At 40.1% G+C, this 16,647-nt stretch carries 12 protein-coding genes and 1 tRNA gene; 9 read left to right on the top strand and 4 right to left on the bottom strand.

What is annotated here, in order from left to right:
• Positions 1-55: 55 nt before the first annotated feature.
• Positions 56-2,620, bottom strand: coding sequence for a tetratricopeptide repeat protein (locus tag D7322_RS26500; RefSeq protein ID WP_121127189.1), 2,565 nt, complete (start codon positions 2,618-2,620; stop codon positions 56-58).
• 292 nt (positions 2,621-2,912) lie between these two features.
• Positions 2,913-2,986 (bottom strand) — tRNA-Pro (locus tag D7322_RS26495).
• A gap of 342 nt (positions 2,987-3,328) precedes the next feature.
• Here D7322_RS26495 and rplS point away from each other — a divergent pair.
• From rplS to D7322_RS26470, 5 genes are all read left to right on the top strand, one after another.
• Positions 3,329-3,676 (top strand): 50S ribosomal protein L19, encoded by a 348-nt coding sequence (gene rplS, locus D7322_RS26490; protein ID WP_077437627.1) that lies wholly within the window; start codon positions 3,329-3,331, stop codon positions 3,674-3,676.
• A gap of 334 nt (positions 3,677-4,010) precedes the next feature.
• On the top strand, positions 4,011-5,096 hold the full coding sequence (locus tag D7322_RS26485; RefSeq protein ID WP_121127188.1) for a carbohydrate-binding family 9-like protein: 1,086 nt from the start codon (positions 4,011-4,013) through the stop codon (positions 5,094-5,096).
• A 125-nt stretch (positions 5,097-5,221) separates the two neighbouring features.
• Positions 5,222-6,832: a CTP synthase gene (locus D7322_RS26480; protein ID WP_121127187.1), complete on the top strand. Its 1,611-nt coding sequence runs from the start codon at positions 5,222-5,224 to the stop codon at positions 6,830-6,832.
• A gap of 39 nt (positions 6,833-6,871) precedes the next feature.
• Positions 6,872-8,695, top strand: coding sequence for a membrane protein insertase YidC (gene yidC, locus D7322_RS26475; RefSeq protein ID WP_121127186.1), 1,824 nt, complete (start codon positions 6,872-6,874; stop codon positions 8,693-8,695).
• Positions 8,696-8,816: 121 nt separating this feature from the next.
• Positions 8,817-9,599 (top strand): META domain-containing protein, encoded by a 783-nt coding sequence (locus D7322_RS26470; protein WP_121127185.1) that lies wholly within the window; start codon positions 8,817-8,819, stop codon positions 9,597-9,599.
• 80 nt (positions 9,600-9,679) lie between these two features.
• Here the strand turns inward: D7322_RS26470 and D7322_RS26465 are convergent, their stop codons facing one another.
• A complete protein-coding gene (locus D7322_RS26465) occupies positions 9,680-11,029 on the bottom strand; it encodes an acyl-CoA dehydrogenase family protein (RefSeq protein WP_394342610.1) in 1,350 nt (449 codons plus the stop codon).
• Between the two features lie 359 nt (positions 11,030-11,388).
• Here D7322_RS26465 and D7322_RS26460 point away from each other — a divergent pair, with 359 nt between their 5' ends.
• From D7322_RS26460 to D7322_RS26445, 4 genes are all read left to right on the top strand, one after another.
• Positions 11,389-11,610, top strand: a complete 222-nt coding sequence (locus D7322_RS26460; RefSeq protein ID WP_121127183.1) for a PG1828 family lipoprotein — start codon at positions 11,389-11,391, stop codon at positions 11,608-11,610.
• 153 nt (positions 11,611-11,763) lie between these two features.
• Positions 11,764-11,988, top strand: coding sequence for a hypothetical protein (locus D7322_RS26455; protein WP_108636751.1), 225 nt, complete (start codon positions 11,764-11,766; stop codon positions 11,986-11,988).
• Between the two features lie 125 nt (positions 11,989-12,113).
• Positions 12,114-13,463: an adenylosuccinate lyase gene (gene purB, locus D7322_RS26450; RefSeq protein ID WP_121127182.1), complete on the top strand. Its 1,350-nt coding sequence runs from the start codon at positions 12,114-12,116 to the stop codon at positions 13,461-13,463.
• Between the two features lie 72 nt (positions 13,464-13,535).
• Positions 13,536-14,090, top strand: coding sequence for a NifU family protein (locus D7322_RS26445; RefSeq protein WP_121127181.1), 555 nt, complete (start codon positions 13,536-13,538; stop codon positions 14,088-14,090).
• Positions 14,091-14,197: 107 nt separating this feature from the next.
• Here the strand turns inward: D7322_RS26445 and D7322_RS26440 are convergent, their stop codons facing one another.
• Positions 14,198-16,615: a glycoside hydrolase family 3 N-terminal domain-containing protein gene (locus D7322_RS26440; RefSeq protein ID WP_121127180.1), complete on the bottom strand. Its 2,418-nt coding sequence runs from the start codon at positions 16,613-16,615 to the stop codon at positions 14,198-14,200.
• Positions 16,616-16,647 lie beyond the last annotated feature (32 nt).

Below are 16,647 nucleotides of genomic sequence, written 5' to 3'. Positions count from 1 at the left end.
CGTATCAAAATAATTATTTTGATACGGCCATTTTTCAATCGCCCAAAAAAAGCTGCTACTTAGAGTTCAATTTCTGTAAACGTTCTTTTGCTGAAGGGACAATATCATCATCTTTTTCATAATTTTCAATCACGCTTTTCAACGTACTCTTCGCCTGAGAAGGATTGCCTTTACGCGCATAGGTATCTGCAAGCAACACGAAGCTCTTTGCCACCCAGTATTCATGTGCCTCCCTATTATTGATCACATCAAAGGCTGTCTCTAGGGCTTTGTCATACTCTTTGTTATCATATTGTAATTGCGCCACACGGTACCGTGCCTCTGCGCCTACATCCGTTTGACTCTTCAGAGCGGCCAGATTGAGCTCTTTCATGGCCGACGCTATATTCTTGTCCTTCAGAAAGGCCCTGCCACTGTATAAGTGTGCCTTGGCAATTTCCTCCTCTGTTGCACTATCGTAATCTTTCACAAACTGTACATATTTGGCCATCTGCTCCATATCGCCGAGTTCGAAATAACAGATCATCAGGTTAGTTACCGCGTAGCCATAGTGTTTTTTATATTCGGAATTTAGTTCCAATTTTTTTAGGTGGACAATGGCCTCGTTGTATTCCTTTAAGTCCAGATATAAAGCGGCCACTGTAAGCAAAGTATTCTCTGTATACTTACTTGTCCAGTCGTTTAGAATGATATTCAGATCGTGCAAAGCTTCCTGCGGATGCCCGGTCTTGTACGAACTCACCCCACGGATGTAGCGTGCATATTTTTCTTGTTTGGGTTTGGGGAATTTATCAAAATAGGCATTGATCGCCTCCACAGAGGCTCCATATTCTCCTCGGGCAAAAAGGGAATGGGCTGCCTGGAAAGCCTGATCATCTTGCTCTGCAGGACTCAGATTACCCACATTGCTACCGATCGCATACCGAATATAGCTCGTAGCATCGCCCTGATCGAGGTAGATGTTTTCAATGAAACGCATCGCCTGCTCTGCCTCGGCGGTTCGCGCATATTTTTCCACCACCTGTTGGAAGGTGGCCTTCGCTGGTTCGGGTTCATCGTTATTATACTGCACAAGCCCAATGGTCATCAGTGCACGTGGGACATAGCTGCTGCGTGGGTACTTTTCGATCATTGCTTGCAACCCTTTGAGCGCGTTCTCATAATCGCCCATAGTGAAATAGGTGTAAGGGATCTCAAAAGCCGCGTCATCGGCATAGTTCGAAGCCGGAAATTGCTTCAGAACGGACCGCAGGGTACTGAGCTTTGTTTCATTGTCGCCCTGCAATCCAAAGAGCACACCGCGTTGGAACAACGCATAGTCCTGATTGGGCGCTTTTCCGTTGATCAGCTTGTCATAGTAGCTGTTGGCCCGGCCGTAATCGCGCAGGCACAGATAAGAATCGCCCAGACGTGCGATCACGTCATACCGTATATTTTCATCCACGGTACCACCTCCAGCCTTCAGAAAGCGCTCAAAATAATCGGCTGCCAGCGCGAAACGGTTATTTCGGTAGGCCGCATAGGCTAGCCCATAATTGGCATAATTATAGACTTCGTTGTTTTTTGCCGCAGGCAAGCTTAGGAACCGGGAGAAATTTTCTACTGCCTCCCCAAATTTGCGCACTTCATACATCGCCTCCGCTTTCCAGTAGGTCGCCAGAGCCGCCATTTCCGCATTGACCGGAAATTTTTCCGAACGCATAAACATGGATATACTATTTTCGAAAGCACGCTCGTTATAGAACTCCAGTCCACGGTAATAGGTTACCTGCTGATAGATCGCATCGACTTCCCTGCCGCGCTCCCTCAGCGATTCCAGCATGCTGACCCCTGCATGGAAATTGGTCGTCCCTCGCAGGATCTCTGCCGATAGTATTTCTGGACTTTCCTGTCTTTTGGCACCTGGATCTGCAGGCTTCACTTCCTCGGCGATATATTTCTCGAGAACTTGCTGGGCGGCCTGGGTGGAGTCCATGGCAAGAAGGACTTTGGCGTAGTTAAATTGCGCATCGGCTTTCACTTGCCGATCGAGACCCAGTTTCGTCGCTTTGACGAAGGCATTTCGCGCCGCCTGCTTGTCGCCCGTTTCCAGGGCGATATGGCCCAAGGTCATGATCGCTCCTTGATAAAAGGCATCAGAAGGTTTCATCGATTCCATCATACCGCTCGCTCTTTTATATTCGCCGGCTCCATAGGCCAGATAGCTGATGCGGTAATTGTCGATATTACTTTGCGAAGCGTCCGGATGACGTTTCATCAACTCATGGTAATATGCCTGTTTATATTTTTGTTGTGCCAAATAGGTGCTGGTCGCGATCTGGCGCAGCTCCGTCTCGATCGCTTCGCGGTTGATAAGTTGCATATTTGGACTCCTGCGCACCTTGACGGCATCAGCCAGCATCGGCCGATAATCGCGTACGACATCAATGGAATCCATCGTCTGGACTTGCTCTACAGTTCGTTGTCCGGGCAGCTGTTGCTTTTCTTTTTGTTGCGGCTGTTGCTTCTCTTTCTGCTGTTTCACCACTTCCTGCGCATGTCCTGTAGCTAACATAGCCGAAAGTACTCCAGTAAACAGGTATTTCAGGTAGGTGTCGCCGATTCTTTCTTTCAATATCATTGTTCGTCCGTATTTCTGAGTTTTTCCAAACGTTCCTTTGCCGAGGAGGCAATAGTGTAATCTTCCTTAGCTAGTAGAGCCAAAACTAAAGAATTCCATCCACATTGGGTAAATCGTGATAAAAAATTGGCCCGTAAAAGGCTATTTATAGGTCATATCCATCTCGTTCCACGATCCCCTATTCTTTTGCTTGCTATCGGCAACTGAATTGACACAATAATGGAGCCAAGAAGAAACATACACAGGAACGATAAAAACAAAAAAAGCCCTAACTTTCGTTAGAGCTTTTCAGTCGGGGTGGCAGGATTCGAACCTACGACCTCCACATCCCAAATGTGGCGCGATACCGGGCTACGCTACACCCCGAAAAGGTATCACCTTTGTTTTGTGTGGCACAAATATCGAATCAATTTTTGAATTTGTCAATACCTTAATTCATTTTTTACACTAAATCACTGATTGATTGACCAATATTTTTATCAGCAGCTTCTATAAGAGCCATTTTCAGGCCTAAAAACACGGCCAAATAATCATATAAAGGAATATTCAAAATAACATTAGATTATCCATTTCATTTTCATATCTTTGCGTCCGATTTGAATAACAGTCGACACTTTTTTTAAAAAGTATTTTCATATTCAAAAAATAAGTCGTAATATTGCATTCCGATTTTTACAGGATATAAATCGTTAATAATTACTCGAAATCATGGATTTAGTAAAATTTGTAGAAGAACAAGCGGTAGTAAGAAATGAAATTCCCGCTTTCAAAGCCGGAGATACCATCAGCGTTCATTATAAAATTCGCGAAGGAAATAAAGAGCGTGTTCAGGTGTACCAAGGTGTAGTAATCCAATTAAACAGCGAAGGTGCTAACGCTACTTTTACCGTTCGTAAAATCTCAAACGGTGTAGGTGTTGAACGTATTTTCCCTGTAAACTCACCAAACATTGAAAAAATTGTAGTAAACAGCTATGGTAAAGTTCGTCGCGCTAAATTATTCTATTTACGTGGCCTTACCGGTAAAGCTGCTCGTATTAAATCAAAAAGAATCTAATTACGACTACCACAGCATAAAAAAAGGCTTTGATGAAATTCAAAGCCTTTTTTTATTTCTACCATATCAACCATCTTCCTACCCGGGACAATCTACTCCGATCCCCCTACCACTTAGAGAGCAATATAGGACCCCATGTAATAAAATTAAGACAATCTAATCTGATCTCTTAAAAAGAATTACCCTTCTTTGCTTAGCTAAAACATTTTACTTACTTTTAGCACCACCAATCTTCCATACATAGAAATCAATGGAAATTTTAGGATTTTATAAAGACAGCCCCATTAAGCGCTTACATAAATTTCTTGGTGACTAATAGACATACAATATCTTGATGAAAACTGTTTTTTTTATATTAGCTCTTACTTTACAGACGACAACCATTTTTGCACAGCGAAATGTAGGTGATTTTCTCCAATTACAGTCCAAGCCAGAGATTTACTTTGTCCAAAAAGCTCAGACTGCGATCGAAATTGACGGTAAAGATGACGAAATATCTTGGGCAAAGGCAGCATGGACAAATCCATTCAAAGATATAGAAGGAAACAGTAAACCAAAACCTGAGCTAGAAACTCGTGTCAAAATGCTCTGGGATAACGAAAATCTCTATCTGTTTGCTAAGTTGGAAGAAACTCACATCAAGGGTTACCTCAGACAGAAAGACACGATAATCTATCATGACAATGACTTTGAGGTATTTCTGAAACCTAATCTGCAATCTCCTGAATATATTGAAATTGAAGTCAATGCGCTGAACACGATCATGGATCTCCTCATGACCAAACCTTATCGTTTCGGTGGGAAAGCTAACCTAAACTGGGACACCAAAGATATCCAAAGTGCTGTTTATCATGCTGGAACAATAAATAACCCGACCGATATCGATAATTTTTGGACTGTCGAAATGAAAATTCCGGTCAAAAGCCTAAAGTATTTTGGCGAGGGGAATCAAATCAAGGCAAATGAAATGTGGAAGATAAATTTTTCCCGCGTACAATGGCACTATGATATCCATGAGAAAGGTTATAGCAAAAGAAAGGACAATACAGGTAAGCCACTTGCGGAAGAAAACTGGGTATGGTCGCCCATTGGTCTGATTAACATGCATTATCCCGAACGATGGGGACATATCAAATTTGTGGATCAAGATGACCAACAATTCGTAGATGAACAATTTTTGGCATTAGAAAAGACTGTCTGGAATATTTTTTATCTGCAACAAATTTACGGAAATGTGAATAAGCGCTTTGCAACATCTCTTGATGAATTGAGCAAATTATACCCTGAAATAATTAATATCTGTAAGCACTATCAACTTGTCTTTTCCAATGCCAACAAGTTCTATCGTGTTGAGATTAAGTCGAAATCGCAGCCCAATTTAAAGGCTACAATCGATAACCAGGGCAACATCTATTTTTAATTTATTTATTCAGTGAACCTTTCAATTATAATATTGAATAAAAAATTGCTATCTTTGTATCCCGTACATAAAGCAACTATTATTGGTCATTTTGACCACATAAAATTGAAAATCCTTTAATTGTTATGACTAAATATATTTTTGTTACGGGCGGCGTTACTTCGTCGTTAGGGAAAGGTATTATTGCAGCCTCCCTTGCTAAACTTCTCCAGGCACGTGGCTACAAAGTGACCATTCAAAAATTCGACCCTTACATCAACATTGACCCGGGAACATTGAATCCTTATGAGCATGGTGAATGTTATGTTACTGAAGATGGAGCCGAAACTGACCTTGACCTTGGCCATTATGAGCGCTTCTTAAACGTCCCTACCTCACAAGCGAATAATGTAACAACAGGTCGTATCTACCAACACGTCATCCAACAAGAACGTGAAGGGGCATATTTAGGAAAAACTGTTCAAGTCATCCCACATATCACCGATGAGATCAAACGCCGCATGCAGCTATTGGGTGAATCTGGTGAATATGATATCATTATCACTGAACTTGGTGGAACTGTAGGGGATATCGAATCCCTTCCATTCGTTGAAGCTGTAAGACAACTACGCTGGGAACTGGGAGCGAATAATTCTTTGGTTATTCACCTAACTTTGGTCCCATATTTAGCCGCAGCCGGTGAACTTAAAACCAAACCAACACAGCACTCCGTCAAAACATTATTGGAATATGGCGTACAACCAGATATCTTGGTATGCCGTACAGAACACAAATTATCTCAGGAAATCCGCAAAAAATTAGCACAGTTCTGTAATGTTAACATCAATGCTGTCGTGGAATCCATTGATGCTTCGACCATCTATGATGTTCCTTTATTAATGTTAAAAGAAAATCTGGATAAAACAGCCTTAACAAAGCTAAAACTTTCCAATAAAAACGAACCGGATCTAGAAAACTGGAAAAATTTCTTAGGCAAGCTCAAAAACCCAACAAGCGAGGTTAATATTGCGCTGGTCGGAAAATATGTGGAGCTTCCGGACGCCTATAAGTCCATTACCGAAGGATTTATCCATGCTGGCGCAACAAACGAATGTAAAGTAAAGGTGAGTTATATCGCTGCCGAAAGTGTTACAAAAGAAAACGTCGCTGAAAAGCTAAAAGGTATGGACGGCGTATTGGTTGCTCCAGGCTTTGGCGAACGTGGCCTGGACGGCAAATTAAACGCAATCAAATATGTACGTGAAAATAACATTCCATTCTTTGGTATTTGTCTGGGTATGCAATGTTCGGTTATCGAATTTGGAAGAAACGTATTGGGATTGAAGGATGCCAATAGTTTTGAAATGGATGCCAACACGAGCAATCCGGTCATTAACCTGATGGAAGAGCAGAAAAATATTACCAATATGGGGGGAACAATGCGTTTGGGCGCCTACGATTGTGAAATTAAAAAAGGAACAAAAGCCTTTACGATCTATGGAAAAACAAAAATTTCCGAAAGACACCGTCACCGTTATGAATTTAACAATGACTATTTAAAACAATATGAGGCAGCAGGAATGATCGCTTCAGGCTTCAACCCGGAGACTGGATTAGTCGAAATTGTCGAATTGAAAAACCATCCTTTTTTCGTTGCCGGACAATTTCACCCAGAATTAAAGTCAACTGTTGCAAATCCTCACCCACTTTTTGTTAGCTTTGTAGCCGCTGCTTTGGCCAACAAGAAATCAAAGTAGTATTAGAAGGATAAAATTAATTAAGTTTAATTATTAAAAATGGATAGAAATACCCTAATTGGTTTGGTTCTGATGTTTGCCATCATCACTGGTTCTTTTTACCTGATGAAGCCTTCAGAATCAGAAATCAAACAAGAACAAGCGCGACAAGAGGCTAAAGCAAAGGCCACTAAAGGACTTCCTGCTTCAAATGACTCTACCGCAAATGCTAAAACAGCGCAAACAGCAGCGATTGCAGATTCAGCTGAACTAAAAAAACCTTTTGGTGCATCAAAATTTGGAACTGAAAAAATCATTACACTTGAAAATGATGCCATCATTGCCAAAATCAGTACAAAAGGTGGTAAAGTGAGATCAGTCGAACTCAAAGGTGAAAAGAATTTCAATGGAAAACCTTTGATGCTTTTTGACGGTGAAGATAATAAGTTTGGTTTCCTCTTCAATGCAGCAGGACAGAACGTCTCGACAAACGATTTATTCTTTACGACAGAATCTTCGGATATCCAGGTTTCCGGTGAAGGAAAACAATCAGTAAAATTCAAACTGAATTACAGTGCCGATCAATATATTGAGTATGTATATTCTATTGCCGGAAAAGGTTACAATGTAGCTCTTGATGTCAATACAAAAGGTATTCAAAACCTGATCCCACAGAGTCAAAAAACATTGACATTGAACTGGAGTACAGTTCTTAGACAAAAAGAACAGAATATTGAATCTGAAAGACAAAAATCTACCCTTTATTATCAAGAAGATAATAAAGTAGACCATTTATCAGAATCGAAGGATGATGATGAAGCACTGGAAAAGAAAGTTCAATGGATTGCTTTTAAGCAACATTATTTCTCCAATATCCTCAATGCAAAAGATGGATTCGTTAACGCGAAAATCGATGTAAAACATGCGACGGAAGGCGATGTCGTAAAATTTTACAATACAAATGCTGAATTGGCTTTTGACAACCATAAAGACAATAATTATTCATTGAACTTCTTTTTTGGGCCAAATCAATACAATGTATTAAAAGCAGAAGGAAATGATTACCAATCCATTATCAACATGGGCTGGGGGCCTATGCGCTGGATCAATCAATGGATTACCGTGCCTGCATTTAATTTCTTGGATGGTTTTCATATGAGCTACGGTATTGTCATCCTATTACTTACATTATTGTTAAAACTGGTTCTTTCGCCAATGACTTACAAGTCATACGTATCTATGGCTAAAATGCGGGTATTAAAACCGCAGTTGGATGAAATCAAAGCCAAAGTCGGTGAAGACAATCAAATGTTGATGCAACAGGAGCAAATGAAATTGTATAAACAAGTTGGCGTGAATCCACTCGGAGGCTGTCTGCCTCTTGTGCTACAAATGCCATTTACAATTGCTTTCTTCTATTTCTTTCCAAATTTATTTGAACTGAGAGGACAAAGCTTTTTGTTTATGAAGGATATGTCAACCTATGATACCTTATTTACATTTGCACCTATTTTTGGATCATTCAATCACATCTCTTTGATGTGTATCTTGATGACCCTGACAACATTATTGACCACTTGGTATAATAATGCGACTTCGGGCGCAACTGGTCAAATGAAATACATGGGTTATATTATGCCTTTGATTTTCTTCTTTGTCTTGAATAGCTTCCCTGCTGGTTTGAACTATTACTATTTTTTAAGTGCATTATTTACATTCTTGACCCAGTTAGTAATCCGTTCAATGGTAAATGACGATAAAATCTTAGCTAAACTGGAGGAAAATAAAAAGAATCCAAAAGCTGAAAAGAAGTCTAGCTTCCAAGCTAAAATGGAAGAAATGATGCGTGCTCAGCAACAAGCGCAACAAAACAAAAATAAATAGTACAATTTACATGGCTGATAAATAAGGCTTCCCCATGGGAAGCCTTATTTTGTTAAGCACCTTTTGTAGCGCTTTGCCAAACCAAACGTTAGAAATAATGTTTTATATAAAAATTTAAAAGATGAGATTTAGAAACATTGTGGTATTGATGATGGCTGTTCTTGCGCTTACAAGTTGCGCAGTATCGAAAAAGAATTCAGACAAACAAAACACGGACAATACATCGGCCCTTCTTATTGGAAAAAAATGGCAATTAATAGAAATCGGAGGGAAAGCTGTCGCCGACCAGGTCAATGGCAAAGTCCCTTTCCTAAAATTGGAAGAGAAAAGATACAGCGCCAGCGGTGGTTGTAACGGCATAGGTGGTGAACTTACTTTTTCTACCGATGGAAAAATCAAATTCGCACAGGGAATGTCAACGATGATGGCCTGCCCAGACATGTCAATCGAGCAAGGATTATCCAAAGCGTTGATCACCGCAGACAACTATACCATCAACAATGGTATCCTCAGTTTAAATAAAGCAAGAATGGCTCCCTTGGCAAAATTTAAATTATTGGAGGAAAAGCAAAATTTAAGCGGAACCTGGGAACTCGATTACATTTCCGGACCACGTATCGCTTTTGAGGGATTATATCCGAATCGTAAACCAACGATGACATTCAACACTGTAGACGGAAAAATAAATGGAAATAGCAGTTGTAATAATTACAACGCTACATTTAAGACAAATGGACATCAAATAAGTTTTGGACCGATCATGTCTACAAAAATGGCTTGCGAGGGTAGCGGCGAAGCGACTTTCTTTTCTATATTAGAAAAAGTAAACAGCTACGATGTCAGTGAAAATACATTGACTTTTATCATGGGTGATATTGCTATGATGAGGTTTCATCGAAAATAAAATAACGAAGGCTTGAGATAACTCAAGCCTTCGTTATTTTATCTGGCACCTACCACAACAATTAGGTCTAGAAAACGGTATTATACAAAGGCACTAAATCCGGTAATACTTCTTCCGACGATCAATGAATTGATTTCTTTGGTCCCTTCATATGAGTATATCGCCTCCGCATCAGCAAGAAATCTGGCGACATTATATTCCAATAAAATGCCATTCCCCCCCATGACTTCCCTCGCCTTAGATACAATATCTCTCGTACGCAATGAACAAAAGACCTTAGCTAGTGAAGCATGTTCATCCCGCAGCTGTCCTGCGTCCTGGAGTTCAGAAAGCCTAAAGACGAGCGTTTGCATAGCTGTAAGGTTAGAAAGCATTTCGACCAAATGATTTTGGATCAACTGAAAAGACGCAATAGGCTTGCCGAACTGTTTTCTTTTGCGTGTATAATCTAAAGCATTTTCATAGGCTCCGCGTGCGCAGCCCACAGCCATCCATGCCACCCCCGCGCGCGTCATCTGGAGTACTTTGCCCGTATCTTTAAAAGAATTGGCATTTTGCAAACGATCTGTTTCGGGGATGATACAGTTGTCTAATGTAATCAATCCATTTTGCACAATCCGCAAAGCCATTTTATCTTTGATCTTTTCAACTGAGAACCCAGGATTATCTTTACGGATAATAAAACCTTTCACCTCGCCATCATCCAGATCTCTTGCCCAGACAATCGTGATATCAGAAAAGGTTGAATTTCCAATCCATTTCTTCTGACCATTCAACACCCATCCCTCCTCGGTCTTCTTACAAGTTGTTGTCAAACCGCCCGCGACTCCAGAACCAACTTCCGGTTCGGTAAGACCAAAAGCACCAATTACTTCCATCTTTTGCATTCTTGGCAGCCACTCTTGTTTTTGTTCCTCCGATCCACAGATATAAATCGACCCCATGGCTAAACCACTCTGTACGCCAAAAAAAGTAGCGACTGAAGCGTCTACCCGAGCAATCTCCGCCGCAATAATGCCTTCCATCAGCGAACTTCCGCCCATACATCCATATCCTTCATAGGTATACCCGCAGATATTTAAGGCTGCTAGTTTTGGTACAATTTCAAAAGGAAATTCGTCCCTTAACCAATATTTATTGACAATAGGCTTTACCTCCACCTCCATAAACTCACGTACCTTTAGTTGAAGTTCGCGGTCTGATCCATTTAATTTGCTATCCATATCGTAGAAATCTCCATTGATAGGGGGTAATTCTTTTTTCTGATTACCGGCATTCAGCATTTTCATTAAACCATGGAGCTGTTTATCGTCCATTTTCGAGACCGCATCCATCACAGCGCCTAGATCTACCTTTTTCGAGATTTCCTCCAATTTGCCAAAGTCTATTGATTTTGCCAAATCCATTATATTCTTAACTTTATCAAACATGATCGTCATTCTTTTTAGAGCGTTTCTTCATAAATTAATAAAAATAATTGAAAATTGTTTGTGCAAACGGTCAGCGAGTAACAAACTGCTCTCCTATCCCTACCCCTACCCCTACCCCTACCCTAATAACTCTCCAAACAAGAATATCGATCCATTCGTTTGGGCTTTTTTTTAATTTCTCGCCCATTAGATCAGTTAAAAGGACTAATTTGAAGATTACCCTATATAAATAAACCATTAATTACCAAATAGTTATATATTTTTAAGAAAATATATTTTTTTGAAGGGTTACCTTTTTGGGTTCGGTGTATTAACAAATGAAAAAGAAAATATTTCAATTTAAATTAGAAAATTAGAAAATGAAAAACGCATTAAAATTCGGTTTCTTAGGTTTAGCTTTAACTGTAGCTTTCGCATCTTGTAACAACACTGAGAAAAAAGCTGAAGGTGCTGCTGATTCAGCATCTGCTTTAGTTGACTCTGCTGCTAACACATTAGATTCAGCTAAAACTACTGTAGATTCAGCTACTGCTAAAGTTGATTCAGCTACTGCTAAAGTTGATTCAGCTGCTACTAAATAATAATTTTAGAAACTGAATAACGTATTCGGAGAGGCTTTTCGCAAGAGAAGCCTCTTTTTTTAAAAAAATATTGAAGAGTAGGGTTACCTTTTTCATTTACAGGTATCAAGTCTTAAATAACAAGATTTAGAAATTACTTTTAATTTTAATAAAATGAAAAACGCATTCAAATTAGGTTTCTTAGGATTGGCTTTAACTGTAGCCTTCGCTTCATGTGGTGAAACTGGTAAAAAAACTGACGCAGCTACTGATTCAGCTAACACTGCTTTAGACTCAGCTAACACTGCTTTAGATTCAGCTAATACTGCTGTTGATTCAGCTAAAACTGCTGTTGACTCAGCTAAAACTGCTGTTGACTCAACTAAAGCTGCTCATTAATTCTTTGAAACAGAATTTCAACAGCATAAAAAGCCTCCCGTTAACGGAGGCTTTTTTTATATCTATCCCAATTAAATTGCTAAGCTCCAAGCATTTTTTTACCTTTGCCAAAAATCATTCAATCTATGGCTTTATCATCCTTAACAGCAGTTACGCCTATTGACGGACGCTATTACAATAACACCAATGAGCTTGCAGCTTTTTTCTCTGAATTTGCCTTAATAAAATATCGAGTGCGCATCGAAGTCGAATATTTTATAGCATTAAGCGAATCAGGAATCGTTCAGTTGCAACATTTCGATAAAACGTTGAACGAAAAATTAAGAGATATCTATCGAAATTTTTCGGAAGAAGATGCAATATGGATCAAGAATACCGAAAAAGTTACCAATCATGATGTTAAAGCTGTTGAATATTTTTTAAAAGATCAATTTGAAAAACTAGGGTTGCAGGATTATCTTGAATTTATCCACTTTGGCTTAACATCTCAGGATATCAACAACACGGCCATTCCACTTTCCTGGAAAGAGGCTATCAAAGAAAGTTATACACCGGTCATTGATGAATTGCTCCATGAATTAAGGTCTTTGGCAACCTCTTGGTCCGACATTCCCATGCTCGCCCGTACCCACGGACAACCCGCATCTCCAACTCGCTTAGGTAAAGAATTGTATGTTTTTGTCGAACGTATAGAGCGTCAGTTACAGCTTTTACATACCGTACCGTATTCAGCAAAGTTTGGTGGGGCAACGGGTAATTTCAATGCTCATCATGTAGCTTATCCAGAAACCAACTGGATTGAATTCGGCAATAACTTTGTCAATAAAATCTTAGGACTGGATCGTTCACAAACCACGACCCAAATTGAGCACTATGACAATTTTGCCGCTAGCTGTGACGCATTAAAACGAATCAATAATATTGTCATTGATCTATGCCGTGATATATGGACTTATATCTCCATGGAATATTTTAAGCAAAAAATCACTGCTGGTCAAATTGGCTCTTCTGCAATGCCGCACAAAGTCAATCCAATCGACTTTGAAAATGCAGAAGGAAATTTAGGCATCGCAAATGCTATATTTGAACATTTAGCGGCCAAATTACCGATTTCACGTCTTCAAAGGGACTTAACAGATTCAACTGTGTTACGTAATATCGGTGTTCCATTTGCACATACCTTAATTGCAGTAAAATCGACATTGAGAGGTTTACGCAAATTAATATTGAATGAACAGGCCTTAGCGAATGATCTTGAAAATAATTGGGCTGTTGTTGCCGAAGCGTTACAAACGATCTTGCGCAGGGAAGGCTATCCAAAACCATATGAAGCACTGAAAGATCTAACACGCACCAATACACAGGTGACCAAAGAGACCATTGCATCCTTTGTGGACAATCTCAATGTATCTGAAGAGGTAAAAGCGGAATTAAAAGCAATCAGCCCTTCTAATTACACTGGTGTCACTTTATAAGCTTTGACTTATAGATGACCTTAACAACGCTTCTTTTGATATATCTTTGTTTGGAATAAAAATAAAACTTAAATGGCTACTATCAACGTATATACAGAATCTACTCCCAATCCTTCAACCATGAAGTTTTTGGTCAATAAATTATTGATCAACGGTAGTGTGGATTTTCCAAATAAAGAAGCTGCACAAGATTCACCTTTCGCACAGGAGTTGTTCAAATTCAATTTTGTAAACGGTGTATTCTTCGCAAGCAATTTTGTGACCATTACCAAAACAGAAGATGCGGAATGGGAAGATATTGAAGCCTTATTGAAAGACTTTGTAAAAGGTGCTGTTGAATCTGAGCTTGCAGTAAAAGTTGTGCATCATGATTCAGAAGTAAACTTTGAAGGCACAGAAACAGAAGTAAAAATACAACAGGTATTACATGATTATGTACGACCAGCCGTTGAACAGGATGGCGGTGCCATTCATTACAAATCCTTCAACGAAGGTATCGTAACCGTTGAATTAAAGGGATCCTGTAGTGGTTGCCCTTCATCGACGATCACGTTAAAAGCTGGTATCGAAGGTTTATTAAAACGGATGGTTCCAGGTGTGACGGAAGTCGTTGCAGAAGCAATGTAGGACTCATGCGAACCAATGAAATAGAAAAAGGATCCGGCACATCTACTGGATCCTTTTTCTTTTTAGCGCGTTTTGATACCTCTATTGATGCAAGCACAATTACATCACTAGTTGACGACATCAAAAGAATCTTTCAACGGCAGGTTAGCGGATGAATTTCCGATAAAGATTTCAAATCTCCCAGGCTCTACAGTCCACTTGTTGTATTGATCCAACAACTCGAGATGTGCTGGTAAAATTGAAAACTGGACAGACTTTTTCTCGCCGGGATTCAATTCGATTTTTTCGAAACCACGAAGATCCATCTCGTAAGCTGTAACTGAAGAAACCACATCTTTGACATATAGTTGAACGACCTCCGCTCCCTTTCTTTTTCCAATATTTTGTACATCCACCGTAACAGTCAACGAATCCGTTGGTCGTATTTGCTTTTTATTCAGCCGCAAATTTGAAAATTGAAAATCGGTATAACTTAAACCATAACCGAAAGGATAAAGGAATCCAACAACCCGACTATTTCCCCAGCCATTGGGCCCCACACCAGGTTGCCCCGCCTGTGCCGCGGGTTTGGTCGGGAAATTCATTTCAATCTGTCCAACAGATTTGGGAAAAGAAATCGGAAGCTTTCCGCTTGGATTATACTCGCCAAATATCATATCTGCCACAACACGTCCAGATTGGCCACTGAGAAACCAGCTCTCCACAATGGCTGGCAAGTATTTATTTTCCCAATTAATGGACAACGGTCTTCCATTTACGAGTATCAGAATGATAGGCTTTCCGGTCTCTTTTAACTTCATCAAATAATCACGCTGTTTACCAGGTAGATTGAGATCTGAGCGAGACCGGCTTTCACCAACTTCACGTTCTGATTCGCCCATGACGGCAATAATTAAATCTGACTCCTGCCCAAGCCGGACACCAGTGGTCATACTTTGGATTTCCTCTTTAGATAGGTCTGTTGGGATAATTTCACTTTCAGGCCAGTTTTTATCGACAACATCCACTCCTACCGTATAGTTTACCTGCAGTGCTTTGTCCTTGGCATATGCTATAATACCATCCTTAATAGTTGTTATTGGATTATTTGATGGACCATAGCGACTTGTCGTGTAATTTGTTGCCTCGGCCATGGGGCCTGTGACCAAAATCCGCTTGTATTTATTGATATCAATAGGGAGGAGATGCTGTTCATTTTTTAGCAGAACAATGGATTCTCTGTTCATCTGCAGAGAAATATTTTCATCGGCTTGGGTATGGACTTTCTGATCAGCTAAACCGGTATTATCGATAAGCGGATGATCAAATAGTCCCAGTTTAAACTTAACCGTCAGCACCTCCCGAACACGTTGATTCAATACGTTCATGTCGAGCCCACCTTCGTTGATAAGTTCCATCAAGGGAGTCAGGTATGTACTTGGTGGATCAAAATTCGTCCGGACATTAAGTCCGCCTTCCAAAGCCTGGCGGATCGCCTCTTTATAATCTCTGGCTACATGATGTTTACTGCTGATAAATTCGAGCGCTTCGCTATCGGAAACAATATAACCTTCAAATCCATAATCCTTCCGCAATAAATCTTGCAGAAAATATTTACTTGACGAGACCGGTACACCATCATAGTCATTGTAACTGCTCATGATCCCAAGCGGTTTGGCCTCTTTAACCACTCTTTTAAAAGGATATAAATGGAGTTCATGCATTTCACGAAAACCGACATGCGGATCTGTCCGCGCATTTCCATCGCGTCCTCCTTTGGGAACAGAATAAACGGCGTAGTGTTTCAACGTTGACGCAATACCATTTTGCTGAACACCCAATACAGCCTGCTTGCCCATTTCTGCAATATGAAAGGGATTTTCACCATAAGTTTCCACAACGCGCCCCCATCGTGGATCGCGCGAAACATCGAGGATAGGCGTATAAACATTGGTATAGCCTAAGTATTTCGCTTCTCTTCCGACAATCTCACCAGCGGTTCTCACCAATTTGGTATTCCAGGTACTTCCGATATTGATCGGAGCAGGTAATGGTGTCGCCCGATCATGGTTTAGACCATGTATTCCTTCATTCGTAAAATCAACAGGGATTCCCAGGCGGGTATGTTCAATAAACCACTTTTGCACATTATTCAACGCGACAGCATGGCGACTGAAGGGATAAGAAAAGAGACTTTTTGCTGACCTATTATAGGCTAAGCTGTTTAACATTTCATCAATATTAGCCAATCCATGCTTCCATATTTCATTGTCCCAGGTGGCAGCAGGCTGTTCATCCTTCAAAACTCGTCCATACCCATAAAGGGTAACGGTTTGATTAGCCTTTTCATGGGCTGTCATCTGGCTCAATAAATCATCCACACGACTCGCTATGGATTGTTTGGAATCCTCATAGACATCCTTTTTACCATTTTTATTGAAGTCGATCCAATCTTTATGATAAATGGCTCTATTCTGAGCGAAAGAATAGAATTGTAATGCAGAAAATGCAGCAACAAGCAAGAAGCGTTTAAAATGATTGGACATTATCTTGAAAATTGTGGGTCTTATAATTAAAA

This window comes from Sphingobacterium puteale, from assembly GCF_003627955.1.
GTDB lineage: Bacteria > Bacteroidota > Bacteroidia > Sphingobacteriales > Sphingobacteriaceae > Sphingobacterium > Sphingobacterium puteale.
The sequence above is the reverse complement of the archived record's forward strand: the minus strand, read 5'-3'. Positions and strand labels throughout refer to the sequence as shown.